Origin of the sequence: Streptomyces sp. NBC_01506 (assembly GCF_045040295.1) — a bacterium.
Lineage (GTDB): Bacteria > Actinomycetota > Actinomycetes > Streptomycetales > Streptomycetaceae > Streptomyces.
In genome coordinates this window covers 4012397-4027003 of record NZ_CP109422.1, presented here as the reverse complement: position 1 = coordinate 4027003, position 14607 = coordinate 4012397, and the positions used below count along the sequence as shown (strand labels likewise).

Annotated in this window: 10 protein-coding genes; 2 read left to right on the top strand and 8 right to left on the bottom strand. The window is 64.3% G+C overall.

What is annotated here, in order from left to right; all coding sequences use genetic code 11:
• The first annotated feature begins 120 nt into the window (after positions 1-120).
• On the top strand, positions 121-2010 hold the full coding sequence (locus OG329_RS17530) for a DUF4357 domain-containing protein (RefSeq protein ID WP_405796191.1): 1890 nt from the start codon (positions 121-123) through the stop codon (positions 2008-2010).
• On the top strand, positions 1973-3280 hold the full coding sequence (locus tag OG329_RS17525; RefSeq protein WP_405796190.1) for an McrC family protein: 1308 nt from the start codon (positions 1973-1975) through the stop codon (positions 3278-3280). The genes OG329_RS17530 and OG329_RS17525 overlap by 38 nt, the downstream gene beginning before the upstream one ends.
• On the opposite strand, the gene OG329_RS17520 is transcribed toward OG329_RS17525, so the two are convergent.
• From OG329_RS17520 to OG329_RS17485, 8 genes are all read right to left on the bottom strand, one after another.
• A complete protein-coding gene (locus OG329_RS17520; protein WP_405796189.1) occupies positions 3255-4913 on the bottom strand; it encodes an N-6 DNA methylase in 1659 nt (552 codons plus the stop codon). The genes OG329_RS17525 and OG329_RS17520 overlap by 26 nt on opposite strands.
• Positions 4914-5069: 156 nt before the next feature.
• Positions 5070-5831, bottom strand: a complete 762-nt coding sequence (locus tag OG329_RS17515) for a hypothetical protein (RefSeq protein WP_405796188.1) — start codon at positions 5829-5831, stop codon at positions 5070-5072.
• Positions 5832-5871: 40 nt separating this feature from the next.
• On the bottom strand, positions 5872-6516 hold the full coding sequence (locus OG329_RS17510; protein ID WP_405796186.1) for a DUF488 family protein: 645 nt from the start codon (positions 6514-6516) through the stop codon (positions 5872-5874).
• Between the two features lie 903 nt (positions 6517-7419).
• Positions 7420-9252 carry an ABC-three component system protein gene (locus OG329_RS17505; RefSeq protein WP_405796184.1) on the bottom strand — a complete coding sequence of 611 codons (1833 nt, stop codon included), beginning with the start codon at positions 9250-9252 and terminating at the stop codon, positions 7420-7422.
• Positions 9230-9496: an ABC-three component system middle component 6 gene (locus OG329_RS17500; protein ID WP_405796182.1), complete on the bottom strand. Its 267-nt coding sequence runs from the start codon at positions 9494-9496 to the stop codon at positions 9230-9232. Before OG329_RS17500 ends, OG329_RS17505 begins: the two co-directional genes overlap by 23 nt.
• Positions 9493-10398 (bottom strand): ABC-three component system protein, encoded by a 906-nt coding sequence (locus OG329_RS17495; RefSeq protein ID WP_405796181.1) that lies wholly within the window; start codon positions 10396-10398, stop codon positions 9493-9495. The genes OG329_RS17500 and OG329_RS17495 overlap by 4 nt, the downstream gene beginning before the upstream one ends.
• 128 nt (positions 10399-10526) lie before the next feature.
• The gene (locus tag OG329_RS17490) at positions 10527-11267 is read right to left on the bottom strand and encodes a M48 family metallopeptidase (protein WP_405796180.1); all 741 of its coding nucleotides are present in this window, start codon (positions 11265-11267) and stop codon (positions 10527-10529) included.
• A 10-nt stretch (positions 11268-11277) separates the two neighbouring features.
• Complete coding sequence (locus tag OG329_RS17485; protein ID WP_405796178.1) at positions 11278-14592, bottom strand: type I restriction endonuclease subunit R; 3315 nt, start codon at positions 14590-14592, stop codon at positions 11278-11280.
• Between the last annotated feature and the right edge of the window lie 15 nt (positions 14593-14607).

Sequence of the window (14607 nt, the reverse complement as noted above, 5' to 3'; positions counted from 1 at the left end):
CCGTGGGGTGACACACACCGCGCTTCCCCCTGGCGGGCGATTATGCGCTTAACTGCGCTGAAAGGTAGGGGTGTTGAGAAAGGTGGCAATGCGCGTTCTGTCCAGAACGGGGGAGTTGGCATGACCGAGACCGCGGAGGGGCCTGCCAGCTCCAGGGAGACTCCGAGTTTCCTGCTGCGCCTGCCCGGTGCGAGTGAGGTCGACCGGGCCCGCGGTGTGCTGCTGGACGAGGTCGGGACCAACGGAAGCCGGAAGTTCCGCATCCTGGCAGGCTCTCCCGCCCGGGACCGTGAAATGCCGTCCTTCTCCAAGCACTTCGCCGCCACGGCCAGAGTGCGGAAGTTGATGAAGGAGACGGGCGTCCTGCGCCCGTCCACCCGCTGGCCGGGGTGGCTGGAGGTGACCCAGGACATGGACTGCGGGTCCCCGTCCCAGGCCGCGGGTGTGCTGGTCGGTTCGCCGCGCAACGGCTGGATCGACTGGAAGACGGAAGCGGGGGCGCCGCTCTCGGACTTCATGGAGGGCGTCTGGTCCGGCCCCGCGAGGTCCTGGCTGGTGCGGGGCTCCAACGTGTCCGGGACGGACCTCGTCCAGAAGCTGTGGCTCCCCGAAGGGCGCGTCTCCCTCTCTGCCCTCCGCCTGCGCCAGGGAATCGGCCAGGGCGCCAGCAAGGAACACCTGCGTACGGTCGTCGAGGAGGACTGGGGCGCCACCGCCACGTACAACCAGAAGCTCGAACTCGTCGAGGAACTGCACGCGTTCCTGTCCCGGATGAAGCCGGGCGACACGGTGTGCACACTCTCGGGCGGACGGTTCTACGTCGGTGAGATCACCGGACCGGCCGAGCAGACCGCCTCCGACAGCGGCCGGTCCGACCTGCGGCGGCCTGTCGAGTGGCAGAGCACCGGCCACCCGTACGACGTGCTGCCCGAGGAGATCCAGCAGCGGCTCTCCGTCCAGCACGACATCGTGGACCTCACCACCGTTCAGCCGGACATCGAAGGACTCGGCCTCTCCGACAAGGAGCTTGCCGACGAGGCCGTGGCGATAGAGCGCGACCCCAGCGGCACGACCCCCGCGCTCACCGCCCGCCGCGAGCTGGAACTTCCCGTACCGGAACAGTCCCTCGCCGACGAACTGCTGGTGCACGACGTCGGCTGGCTGCGCGACACCCGGGATCTGCTGTGGGACGAACGGCAGTTGATCTTCTACGGGCCGCCCGGCACGGGCAAGACGTACACCGCTCTCAAGCTGGCCGAATACCTCGGTGGCGGACCCGGGCAGGTGAAGCTTGTGCAGTTCCACCCCTCGTACGCCTACGAGGACTTCTTCGAGGGATTCCGCCCCCGCGAGGACCCGGACACCGGTGACGTCGCCTTCCGCCTTACCGCCGGCCCGCTGCGCGAACTCGCCGACCTGGCGTCCCGCGCGGGCAACCGCCATATCCCGCACTTCCTGATCATCGACGAGATCAATCGGGCCAATCTGGCCAAGGTCTTCGGCGAGCTGTACTTCCTTCTGGAGTACCGGAACAAATCAGTACGGCTCACATACTCCGGCGACGACTTCGCACTCCCGCCGAACCTCTTCGTCATCGGCACGATGAACACCGCCGACCGCTCGATCGCCCTGGTGGACGCGGCGATGCGCAGGCGGTTCGCCTTTGTCGAGCTGTCGCCACGCACCGAGCCCACCAGCGGACTGCTACGACGCTGGCTCGACCGGGAGGGAATCGGCACCCGGGCGGCGGACCTCCTGGACGCGCTCAACTCCCGTATCGAAGAAGCGGACTTCCGCATCGGACCCTCCTACCTGATGAAGAAGGGCGTACACCGGGAGGGCGGCCTGGAGCGCACCTGGCGGACCAAGATCCTGCCGCTGCTGGAGGAGCACCACTACGGAGAGCCGTTCGACATCGAGAAGCGCTACGGACTCGAAGCCCTGTCCCGGTCCATCGGCGACGACGGCGACGATGGCGGCGACGACGGACCGGACGCGACAGCGTCGTGACGACGTCGTGACGACCGTCGAGCTGGACGAGTACGGCCCGGCCGTCACCGTGCCGCTGCCCGACGAGCTCGGTCGCGCTCTCGCCGCCTCCAGGATCGTCGAAGCCGCTCCCGACCCCTACCGTCCGGGCGGCTGGCGGCTGCGCGCCGGCGGCAAGGTCGGCGCGGTGGCCCTGAGAGCACCGGGGCACCCTCCCGTAACCCTGCGGATCGCTCCCAAGGTGCCGGTCTCGCGGCTGTTCTTCCTCATCGGCTACGCCGCCGACCCCCGTATCCACCGGGACGGCGAGGTGAGCGTGGCCGAGCAGGACGAGCTGCTTCCGGCGCTGGCGCAGGGGTTCGAGAGATCTCTCGAACGCGCGCTGCGGCAAGGCGTCCTCCAGGGCTACCGGCACACCGAGGAGACCGCGTCGGTCGTCCGCGGGCGCATCAGGGAAGCCGAGCAGGTCAAACGGCACCACGGGCGGGCCTTCCCGGTCGAGGTGGCCTACGACGACTACGGGACCGACATCGCGGAGAACCGGCTGCTGCGCGCTGCCACGGAGCGGCTGCTGACCCTGCCCCGGGTACCCGACGACGTACGCCGCCGACTCCGCCACCACCGCGGCCGGCTGTTGGACGCACAGCCGCTGACACGGGGTATCCGTGATCTGCCGCAGTGGAGGGCCAGTCGGCTGAACCTCCGCTACCAGCCGGCGCTACAGCTTGCCGAGACGATCCTGCGAGGATCGTCCGTCGAACACTCGGCCGGCCCGGACGGCCGGCTCTCCATCGACGGGTACCTCATCGACACCCACAAGATCTTCGAGGACTTCGTCTGCGTGGCACTGCGCGAGGCGCTGGCGGAACACGGCGGGCACAGCGCGCTTCAGGCGCGGGGTGTGCACCTCGACGAGGCCGGGGCGGTGCGGATGCGCCCGGATCTGGTCTGGTACGCGGACCAGGGCAGCCCACGAGCCGTCGCGGACGCCAAGTACAAGGCGGAGAAGCCCGAAGGGTTCCCGGATGCCGACCTTTACCAGATGCTCGCCTATTGCACGGCGCTCGGACTCTCCGACGGTCACCTCGTCTACGCGAGGGGCTACGAGCCGAGCGCGACGCATCGAGTGCGGCACGCGGGAATCCGTATTCACCAGCACGCCCTGGCCTTGGAACGGTCGCCCGAGCAACTGCTCACCGCGATCTCGACCATCGCCCGCCTGATGGCCGAAGGCGCGGACACGACGCGGCCGACCCAGGACACCGTCAGGCACCGTCCTCGGAAGGCATAAGTGCCCCGTTGGTGAGGCCCTCACGGGCGAGAGCGCTCGCTTGCTCCGCCAGTCGCGTCACTTCGCCGATCTGCTCCTCGAATTCCTTGAGCGCGCGGAAGGCGGCACCGTAGCGGCGTTGTTCCTCCACAGCCATTTGCGGGATGCGAGCCCCCTTGATGTCGAGGCGGTAGGAGCCGCTGCTACTCGTCGAGCGACGGTTGTTGGAGGCGCTGCGCAGGAATCCCCGTAGATACTCGGTGTCCAACTGCTCGCTGATCGAGATCGGTTCGGCATCAGCGAGGTCGACGAGACCGGCACGGGAGAGGTCGGCGAGACTGATCGTCGCGCCGTCCGGTGTTCCCGGACCCGTCCCCGCCGCGAGGGCGGGCAGCAATGCGATCAGTCGATTGAGGCGCCCCTCGATGGCCCTTTGCAACGTGCCGTACTCGGCGGGGAAATCCTGCCGGGAAGCGTCCACGTGGGCGCACGGCGTGAGGTCGACGGAGTCATTGAGGAGATCGATCAGCGGCACGTCGACGACCTGCTCGGCTGTCGGCACCATGGGGCCGTCGGGCGCATTGGCGGTGAGGTCCACCATCCGAACCGAAGTCGCGCTGTCGGAGGGGCCACTCGGGCGGTGCAACACCCAGAGGTGCACGGGTTGAGCATGTGATGCCACCATGCCCGGCGGCAGTGCGACGACCTTCGTAAGGAGGCCGCGGCGGACGATCTCGGCCCGGATACGTCGGCCCGCCTTGCGGTAGGCGACGGACGCGGGCATGACGACCAGTGCACGGCCGCCGGGAGCGGTATGGGCATAGCAGTGCTGGAGCCAGGCGAGATCCCCTTCCGCTTTCGAGGGCGTCCCCAGTTCCCAGCGGGCATCCAGGAGCAGCTCCTCACGTCCCCAGTCGGGGCCGGCTGCCGGGGGGTCGCAGAGGACGAGGTCGGCCCGAAGATCAGACCAGCGGTCTTCGCGGAGGGAGTCTCCGATCTCGATGACGGTGTCCCGCTGTCCCGCGAGTTCGGCTCGTGCCTGTGTCAGTTCCCCAGCCGCCGGATCGATTTCCTGCCCCCGGCGTAGCGGGCCGTCGGTCGGTCGGACGGAGAGGAGAAGCGTCCCGATACCGCACGCCGGATCGAAGATGACGGAGTCGTCCGCTACCTGCCCCACGAACTGGCTTACGGCCCTGACCAGCCGCGACGACGTGACCTGGTCGGAGCCGGCACGTCGCGAGGAGTCCAGGAAACGTTCGACCAGATGGTCGATGATCTCGGCTGCTGATTCCTTCGCCGTCAACTCCGAAGCCAACTGAGCCAGCTTGCCGTCCAGCCTGGAATCATCATCGTGTGCGAGGAGACGGGCAACACCGGCGATGCCTGCGACTACATCGTCGCCGAAGGCGCCCCGCAGCGCCTGCCACAGGCGGACCTCGTCCGACAGGTCATTGCCCTTCTGCTGCTTTGCCAGCCATGAACGGACTTCGGCCAGCGAAAACTGGGGAGTGCTCGCTCCGCCGTCGACGGGTGCAGGAAAGTCCCTGTACCGCCGCCTCCAGTTGGAGACGGCAGCTCGCGTTACCCCCGCCAGCCTGGCAATCTCTGCACCGGCGATCAGTGGCTCGGAAGCCGAGGGAGTCGATTCCTTCATGGCTTCACCGTACACGCAGTCGCGATAAAATCCGATAGAGTCTGCGTTGGCGATGTCAACGAGCTTGTGGAGTGGCTGAGTGGCCGAGGGCCTGGCCGCACGGTTCCGAAGCCGGCCGTTCCCGCGTGCCCGACCGGTAGAGCTGGCCCTCGCGAGTCAGTTGTCGAACAGGCTGTCCTGGACGTACTGAACGACATGGGTCTTCGGGTAGAACGGGTGCGCGGCGATGTTGCCGACGAAGCAGTGGACGGCCTCGTCTGCGGTGAACATCCGGTCGAACCAACGCTCCCGCAGCTTGCCGCGGACAGCACTCTCGCCGTACTTGTGCAGGTACTTGCGGTACGACTCGCCGGCCTCCCAGTCCTTCAACCCCATGTCGTGCCCTGGGCAATCGTCGTCGACGCAGCGGAAGCTGTAGCGGAACTCCAGTGGGACCCACTCAGGTCTGTTGAGATCTTGCTCGAACAGATCCAACTGGTCGGCCGGCGCGGCCTTGGACGCTGCCCAGGGCTCGGCCGAAGCAAGCCGGAAGCCGGTGACCTCGACGGGACGGAAGATGCCCAGGGAAGTCCCGTGCGCCTCTTGGTCCCTCTTGATGGCGCACAGAGATGCCACAACGAGCGGTTCTATGTATGCGTACCGCTGCTTCCAACCGTCGGTCGGCGGGACGTGGTCCACGACCCGTAGCGTGTCGAGGTTAGGACGAAGGCTCTCAGTCCGCCTGTCCCCGCTGTGCTGTTGGACGTCGACCTCGATGACCGAGTACTTCGCGAACTGGCTTGCCTCATCGAGGAGTCGAAAGGGCACAGGGAAGAGACGCACGTTCCGTGGTGGCCCCTGGTCGAGCCGTATGCCAGTCACGCAACTGGTCTCGCGGTACTTGGCTGACAGTTCCGGATACGTCTTGACCGTGATCATTTTTCGCGCCCGTCGCCACGCTCCGCCCATTGCGCCCCCTTTACCGGTTCGCCCCCGTTCGATTGGAGGGGAGGCATTCGCCTCCGGCAAGAGCGCCTATGGGCTCGATGGTTGAAGTCAGGCCAACGCCGTTACGGGCAGCGACGCTTGCTTGCGGACTGCCTCCAGAACCACTTGGCGGTGACAGCGCTCCTCGTCCTTCTGACTGTCTGGCGTGCACAGCGAGGCGGTTGAGGTCCGACCTGGCCTCGTCGGAACGCATCACACCGCGGAACTTCGCCCTGCCTTCGACGAGGCGTCCCTCCCAGAACGGAGCCCGGTTGTCTTTGGGATTCCCCAGGCCACGCAGGTGGATGTACTCGATGTCGGCCTCGGCCAGGGCCTCCCCGAGACGGGTCTTGCTGAAGCCCTTCTTACGGCTGATCGGGGTGAGACGCACGTCTGCGACGACACTGATGCGGCTCTCGACGAGCGAGGTGACGAACGAGTCGATATCCCGCCCTTCGTATCCGGCGGACCAGAGACCGGGCGTGATGGGCGGGACCCGAGCCGCCCGGAACAGGTCATCAAGGGAGACCGCAAGAGCCTCGGCCACCGCGCCGACGGTGAAGAAACCTGGCTGAATCGCTCCCTCGCTCTCCAGACGCCTCAGCGTCCCGACGGCGATGCCTGCTTCCTTGGCCACCCGTTCCCGCGTCCACCCGCGGTCCTCCCGTAACGCACGAACTCGCTGGGCGAGCGCGTGAGCGTTCTCGTGGGGAGGCGCTGAGCGAGGACTGCCATGTGCGGGGTTCCTAACAGCCGTCGGCATGGCCGGCACGGGTGTTCCTGGTCAGTTACGAGCCCTGGATTCGCGAACGCACAGGTCCGAGGGCGCCGCGGGGAGCACCGCTCTTCCTGCGGCACCGGAGACTGCTCCTGGGAGAAGCCGACCAAGATCTTCTCCGAGATTTTTCCCAAGCGATCTCCAGGAACCACTCAGGGGCCTGATCCATCAAATGGATCAGGCCCCTGACCTGGTATTCTGCTGTCGGGGTGGCGGGATTTGAACCCACGACCTCTTCGTCCCGAATGAGGGTCGGGCGGGGCCGCTACCAGCCTGGCTGCCAATCGTGCAGGTCAGAGCGTTGCCCTCGGTCGGTCTGGTGTGGTCTTGCGGGGGCTCGGGGAGCAGGTCGGCTCCCAGATGGCTCCCAGGGGAGTCCCCCTTGCATCGGACCCTGCTGCGAGGAGGGTGATCCCCTCCGATGCCTTGCTGATGTCAGACGGCTGCTAACGGCGACACTCGGCCCGCCGACGAACCGGTCTCCCATCGGACCCATGACCTATGCATCATGAGGGCCTGCAGCATCATCCCGAGTGGTGTTGAACCATGGCACCGAATCCCATTCGCTTTGTCAGCTACGCCCAACCTGGACCGGCGTGCCGCTCAGCCAACTGCGTGCCAACCCGTCCGCTCACGCATGAGGTCGAGGCCGAAAATCGAGACGAATCTTCTGCTTACAGAGGGTGCGCCCACGGTTGGGCATCCAGAACGACCACGCCACGTCGCGCATGTCTCGTCCTCCATGAACGTCGGGAAGCGTTCCTACCGTTCGAAGCGGAATCCGAAGAGACCGCCGCCCTCGTAGGCGTCTGTCAGCATAGGCTCAATGATGTAGGAGTCGGGATCGAATCCCAGGTTTCGGGCCTTCGACAAGTCGTCCTCATTGATCGTCACGATGTACTGCATGCCTTCTGCGGCAGTCAGGTCCACCGCTACCTCAAGTGCACGAGTGAGTTGCCGGTCGTCTACTCCGTCAAAGATGTGGCTGTCGTGAACCAAGAAGTCCGGGGCGCGCCCCCCACGGTGAGCAATCACGGCCATCGTGAGGTCGAAGCAGAAGATCGACATCTTGTTGATGCCCTGACTGACATCACTGCTGATCTTGGGGGTGATCTTGAGGCTGCTCCGACCTGCTTCGACCGAGAGATACGCCGGCCGATCACTCCCGTAGAGCCTGCTAGCCAGCTCATGGAACAGAACCGTCGCCTGTGTGATCTGCTGCTGCCGCTCCTGCAGGTCCGTATCAACTTCCCGGGTCAGTTCTAGCCGAGCTGCCTCGATCTCCCTGCTACTCGCCTCCACCGTCTGGGCCGCCTTCAGGCGGTGCTGAAGCGCCCCCAATCTTGCTTCTTCCTGAGCCAGAGCCTTCTGGAGAGTAGTGAGACCGTCCAAGGCGCCGCCCTCACTCAGCTCCCTGAGGATGACGCTCTGTTCGTCATCAAGTCGAGCGCGTTCCGCCTTGCGATCTTCGAGGTTCCTGCGAGTCGCTGCGATCTCTTCCTTAAGAAATGTACGCCGGTTCCGAACAACCGCCTCATGGAAGGCCCTTACGTCGTCGAATCGACGCAGGGCCTGATCAGGCAGGGTCACTCCCAGGTCGTTGTAAACCTGTTCTAGATAGCGGACCTCAGGATCAACCGTCTCTTCGACGGCTCTCTCGAGATGGTCAAGATTTCGGCGATCGATTACATCCCGTGTGCTGAGATTCTGTATGCGGCGGGTCAGTTCATCTGCGCGTTCCTTGAGTACCTCGTACTGTGGTACAACTCGGAATGATTCCATCTGCCGCCGAAGCTCGGAAATTTTTGAGTCTTGGACGGCTATTTCGCCACGCAAGTCCGCAGATTTTCCCACGACCTGGCCCCATACCGGGTCGTTTACTGCCTTCTTTAGCTGGTCCCGGGTAGCCTTTTTAGCTGCAAGGTCCTGATACCGGGCAGCGAGGGTGGAGTCAAGCCCGAGGAGATAGGCAAGATTGGGTGTCGCCAGTGCTTCCGACTGACGTGAGAAACTGCGCTCTGCCTCATTGAACCCGTGGTCGCCGACCTTGCGAATGAGGAACGACAGCAAGGCGCGCCCGCTCACGCCAGGGTGCTCTCCGGACAGGCCAAACAGGTTCTTCTCGATGAGCGCCTGCCACTCCGCAAGCGAAACTGTCTGAGGGTCGGCCGAATCGACTGCCGCCGTCGAACGCGGCCCTGATCCACCGAGGACAGGTAGCTGGAACTCCATATGTTCGGCAGCCACGCCCGAGGCAGGACCGGAGGTCAGTGGGGGAAGCAGACTTGGAACGAGCGTGACTTTCCGCGCGTCACCGCCCCGGCGGCTGACGTGGAGCTCTTTGTCCAGGTCTGGCCAGTCCAAGCCAAGCGTGAAGACAGCCTGGCGGAGTTCCTTTCGAGCGGCCAAGTGCTTGTTGTCAGCCCGCGCCCCCAAAAGGAAGTGCAACAGCTCGATCACGCTGGACTTACCGGAGCCATTCCGACTGTCGGTCAATCGAGACGCAGCGGTGGTCTCTGCCACCAGGAGGTTCAGTCCCGGCTGGAAGCTGACCGCTTTGAACCGCTTATCGTCAGCGCTCAGCCGGCGCAGCATGGGCGGTCCTCCTGGTGATCAAGTCGTTGTTCAGGCCCACGACGCCGAGTGCGTGCAGGACATCCAGTGCGAGAACAAACCAGCCGAACGAAAGAGGGGCCGGATGGCCGTTCTCGTGGCGCCACTCGCGCAGCCGCGACCAGGTCTGGCTGACCGTGAGCGGTCGATCCAGTTGCATGGCGATCTGGGCGCCTACGGCAAGAAGGGCACGGTCAGGGGCGATTCCCTTGGTCGGGGTGATCATGCCGCTCCTCCCTGCACAGTGCTTGCCGGCCGCCACTCTGGCGGCGGCACTTCGAAGATGTCACATTCATCGAAGAAGTAGGCGAGCACTGCCTTGGCTGCGTCGTCGCGCCCCCACCTGGGCGCCTCCTGGCCAAGAACGTAGCGCTGCATCTGCCACAGGACCTCGTCCGAGTTGTCCCCGTGCTCATGACGCATCCGGAGGTAGTACGCCCGAAAGCCAGCCGCTGCTTCGTCCCGCTCCCGCAAGTCAAGCAGCTCTCGGTAGTACTGGTCGACAAGGTATCCGTACGGCCTACCGGCCTGGAGCAGGTCCTGGGCGTAGTCAGAGAGCCGGTTGAAGTCGACCTTGTAAGTGGTAGGCAGGGGGACAGGTCCGACTGCAGCATCGCGCTTACGGTGTTCGGCCAGATGCTCGAGCAAAGGCTCGATGTCAGCCAGCCCGATGCTGTACACCACCTGCTCCACCGGGATCTTCTCGCCGAGTAGGATCTCCATTCGGGGGCGGTCGAGGTAAACCGCCTCGTACCAGAGCTTCTGCGGACCCATCTGTTGGAAAACGAGACGAGGGAAAGTCTGTCCGGCCCCCGCGAGCATCCCTGAGACGACTGGGTGGATACCGCCACGCTGGTCGTTGTGGACGAACACGAAGGTGTCAAACTGCTCAGGTCGCTGGATGATCGCGCTCTCGACGTCAGCGAGGAATTTCTTCCGTACCTCGGACACGTCGAATGATTCTGGGGCATAGCAGGCGTAGAGCCTTCGGCCCATCGTTTGCAGGCCGTCCCCGCCGAGGTCGCCGATGTTGCCGTGGGTCCGAATCGGCAGGTAGTCCTCATGCCGTAGCTCCATCAGCCGATGGAAGAGCTTCTCGAACTCGTTTCCTGAACTGCTCTCGATCATCGACCTGAACCTGCTGTGCGCGTACTGCGTTTGATGCGGCAGCATTGGCGCCTCCCCCCGTACGGTGCTGTCCCAGGAGAACCGTAACGGGTCAACCAATCCTGGTGAAGGCTCTCTCACCGTCATCATCACTGCTGAGCCCCTTCAGGGAGCCAGAGGACGGCACCGAGGCGGTCCAGTCGGGCACGGCGCTGCTGATAGTCGGGCATTGCGCGGGCGACGATGCTCCAGAATTCGGCCGAGTGATCCCGCTTCTGCAAGTGAGCGAGCTCGTGCACCAGGACGTAGTCGACCAGGTGCGCCGGAAGTTGCATGGTGGCCCAGTGGATGTTCACGCCACCGTTCCGGTTGCACGAGCCCCACCGGTAACCGAGTCTTCGGACAACGATATTCTCCAGCGGAGCCTGCATCCGCTGTGCCCATGATTCTGCTCGTTTGGGAAGCCAGGCTCCACCGCGATGGCGATACCAGACGATGAGCTCGTCCTGCGCCCGGTCGAGGCAGTCCCGCCGCAACAGCATCCGACCGCGCACCAGGCCCACCGGGACGGGCGCTTCGTCCGTGATTTTTAGTCGGTAGTTGCGCCCCAAATAAAGGAATCCTTCGCCAGTCACGAACTGCTTCACAGGACGTAGCGCCGCGTCTTCCACCCGTGATTCCAACTTGTCGTAGATCCACCCGCGTCGTCCCTTGACGGCATCCACTAGAAGCGCGCTGTCCAGGCCAGCAGGGACGGTCGCAGTGATGCGGGCATCCCGCTCCACTGTGAGCCGTACGCCGCTGCGCTCAGGAACAACCACGACGTCGACCTCCAGGTTCCCGACCTGCATCGGGCCCGAACGGACCGGGCCCGATGGCTTCGCGGCCACGGCTACCACCTCAGCTCTTCCTCTTGAGGGCATGGCGGTGGTGACGAACGATGTCGAAGAGCCCATCGGCAACGTGCCGGGCGTCTCTTGGCTCAGTGACCTGATATCTAATTAGCAACCGGACGATGGCCTTGCGTAGGTCGTCCTGGTGGACGGCATTGATCCAAAAGTCCTTCTTGCGGGATTCCTGGACTGCCGTCTCCTCGATACTCTCGGTCACCGAGAGGAGGTAGTCACGGGTCTCCTCTGGCACGAGCGCATCTGTGATCGTCGTGTCGACCAGCGTCTTGTACAGGGCGAGCTCAAGCCGACTGAGACGCGACAGCTTCTCATCGGCCTGCTCACGGGTGCCCTCGTGGACGGCGACCGTCTCATCGACGAGTTGCTGGAAGAGCGAAACTTGCTGCTCCCATTGCTGCGCGAAGTCCCGGAGGATCTCCTCCAGACGGTCACGCAACTTGTGGTACTCGGCCGGATCTTCGTTGAAGTGCACCTCAATGTGGTGCCGGATGGCATGCTCCATGGTCGACGCCTGGGCCTTGGTGCCCGGCAGCGCCTCGACCTTGGCGCTGAAGTCGTCGGCTGTGATCTTGCTGGGCGGTATCACCTGCCGCACATCTAGTGCCGTGATGTGCTGATCGATGAGGTCGCGGACCTTATCCCCATAGAGCGAGGCATCGAAGTCATTTTGTTCCTGGTAGCGGGACCGCGCCCACGTACTGATAAGCGAGTACAGCCGCGCATCATCCAGGAAGGGCTTGGCCTCCTCTCGCGGCATCACCAGGTCGACGGTGGCGAGAAACTTCCGCAGGGCACTGTCGAACTGCGCACGGAGCTCTTCGTCCTCGAGAAGCTGGACACACATCTCGACCGCTTCATGGGTGTCGGCAGGGGCCACGCCACGGTCAGTGAACAGCATCCGCAGCCGATTGCGGCGCGGCTCCAACTTGGTGATCTCGGCAGACAGATCGGTGGGTGTTCCCTCGGCGTCATCAGCTGCGTACGCCTCCATCGCATCCTGCAGATGCTTGGAGATCCCTGCATAGTCGACGACGAATCCGGCATTCTTACCATCGGCGGTGCGGTTGACGCGGGCGATGGCCTGCAGCAGATCGGCTTCCTTGATGCGCCGGTCCAGGTACATCACCTGCTCGATCGGCGCGTCGAATCCCGTCAGCAACATGGTCCGCACGATCAGGACCGCAACCGGCTTCTCGCCCTCGACCGGCTCCAACGGGAACGGCCGGCGAAAGTCCTCGATGACCTTTTTGTGCTTGTTCTCATCGGTCCAACGTGCAACGTCCTGCTTATCGTTGTTGTCACTGGAGATGACCGGCACGAAGTCAATGGCTTTGAGGAGCTCCTTCTGCTTGTGCGCGGCGCGCATGACGGCTTGTCTGGCGGTCAGATGCTCGACAGGTTTCTCCAGTACGGACACTGGAAGCCTCTCCGCCTCGGCGACAAGTTCGTCCCGAGCCTTTAGCAGCGCATCCCGGTACCGCACCGCGATCTTCCGGGAGTGGGCGACCACCTGCGCCTTGAAGCCGTTCGGCATCACGTTGCCGACGTAGTGGCGCAGCATGTCCCTGGCCTTCTTCAGGATCAGGCTGTCTGCGCTGAGCACATCGCTGGTCGTGGCGTATTTCTCCTGGAGCTCGTCGTACTGCTCGTCGGTCAGCTCCGGGAACTCCTCAGCGAACGCTTCGTCCAGGTCGTCGGCGTCGACGAGCGCGCCCTTGGCGATACGCCCCTCATAGATGATCGGGACGATCGCACCGTCCTCCTCGGCTTCGGCGAGACGGTACTTGTCGATGAAATCACCGAAGATGCCTGAGGTGCGGTTCTTCTCCCGCATGATGATCGGGGTTCCCGTGAAGCCGATGCGCGCTGCGTTGGGCAGGGACTCCATCAGGTTCAGGTGCAGTTTGGAGCCGTGGGAGCGGTGGGCTTCATCCACCAGGATCAGAACGGACTCGTTGTCGTTGAGCAGCCCCCATCCGGGCGCCCGGTCGTGGGCCAGCGTGTCCGCCGCCACAGCCTGCTTCATCTTCTGGGGATCCACCTGCTTGTGAATCATGACGAAAACGAGGCCCGCACCCTCCTTGGCGAGCGCGGCCGGCACCCCTTTCGATCGCTTGACCTCGTCGGGTTTCTCGCCCGTGAGTGCAGCGGTTTCCGCCAGTTGCTCTTGCAGCTGCTTCCGGTCCGTGACGACGACGATCCTGAATTGACTCATGCCCGGCGTCGACCGCATCTTGCGCACCAGGAACACCATCGTCAGAGACTTGCCCGACCCCTGCGTGTGCCAGATGATGCCGCCACGACGGTCTGTCTGCCCATTCTGGGGCCTGGTCTTGCCATTCTTGAGACGGTCCACGGCGCGGCAGACGGCGCGGTACTGCTGATAGCGCGGGGCGATCTTCACCCGGCGGGTGCCACCGTCTGCTGTGTCGATCTCCATAAAGACGACGAAGTTTCTTACGATGTCGAGGAGTTGGGCTGGCTGTAGCATGCCCGCCGCGAGGATCTCCTGCGCGGTCAGGGCGCTCGCGCTCTTGCCGCGCGCGGTGGCCACGTCGTCTTTGGTCGCGGGATACGGGTCGCGCCAGACCGCGTAGTGGTCGGGACGCGCAGTGTACGTCCCGTACATTGCGCGGTCGCCCGTGGTCGCGACGGTTAGCTGGACCGTCCGGAAGAGCGCTTCACTACCCTCGGGCGTGACCGCGCCCCGCTGGTTCGCATAGCGCCGCAATTGGAGGATAGCCTGGCCGATTCTCCCCTGCTGATGTGCTGGCTTCTTGCACTCGATCACCACCAGCGGAATTCCATTAACGAAGAGCACTATGTCCGGCACAACGTACTTCGCGCCGGACGTGCCGGGCACGTCCATCCGGAATTGCGAAATGGCGAGGAACTCGTTGCGCTCCGGCCGCTCCCAGTCGATGAAGTGGACGCGCTGTTCTCGCCCGCTATCCCAGTCACCCCCGCCCGTAACGGTTGCCCCGAACAGAAGACGTTCAGTGGCAGCGGAATTCGCCTCGAGGAGAGAAGAAGCGCCGATCCGCGTGACCTGATTGACAACCTGCGTAATCCGCGCCTCATCCAGCCACTCGCTGCCATTCGGGTCATGGTTCAGCCTACGCAACTGCCGCCGCAGGATCTGCTCCAGCACCGGCTCCGCAAATGATTTACGAAAAGACAATTCGGGATTGGTTGGCACCGCGGCATCAGGGGAACTCCCGCGTACATGCCGCCAACCCATCGCCTCAAGCTGTGCGACGAGTGGCTGCTCAACCAGGACGTACTCGTAGCCTGACTCCGACACGACTCCCCCTTTTCC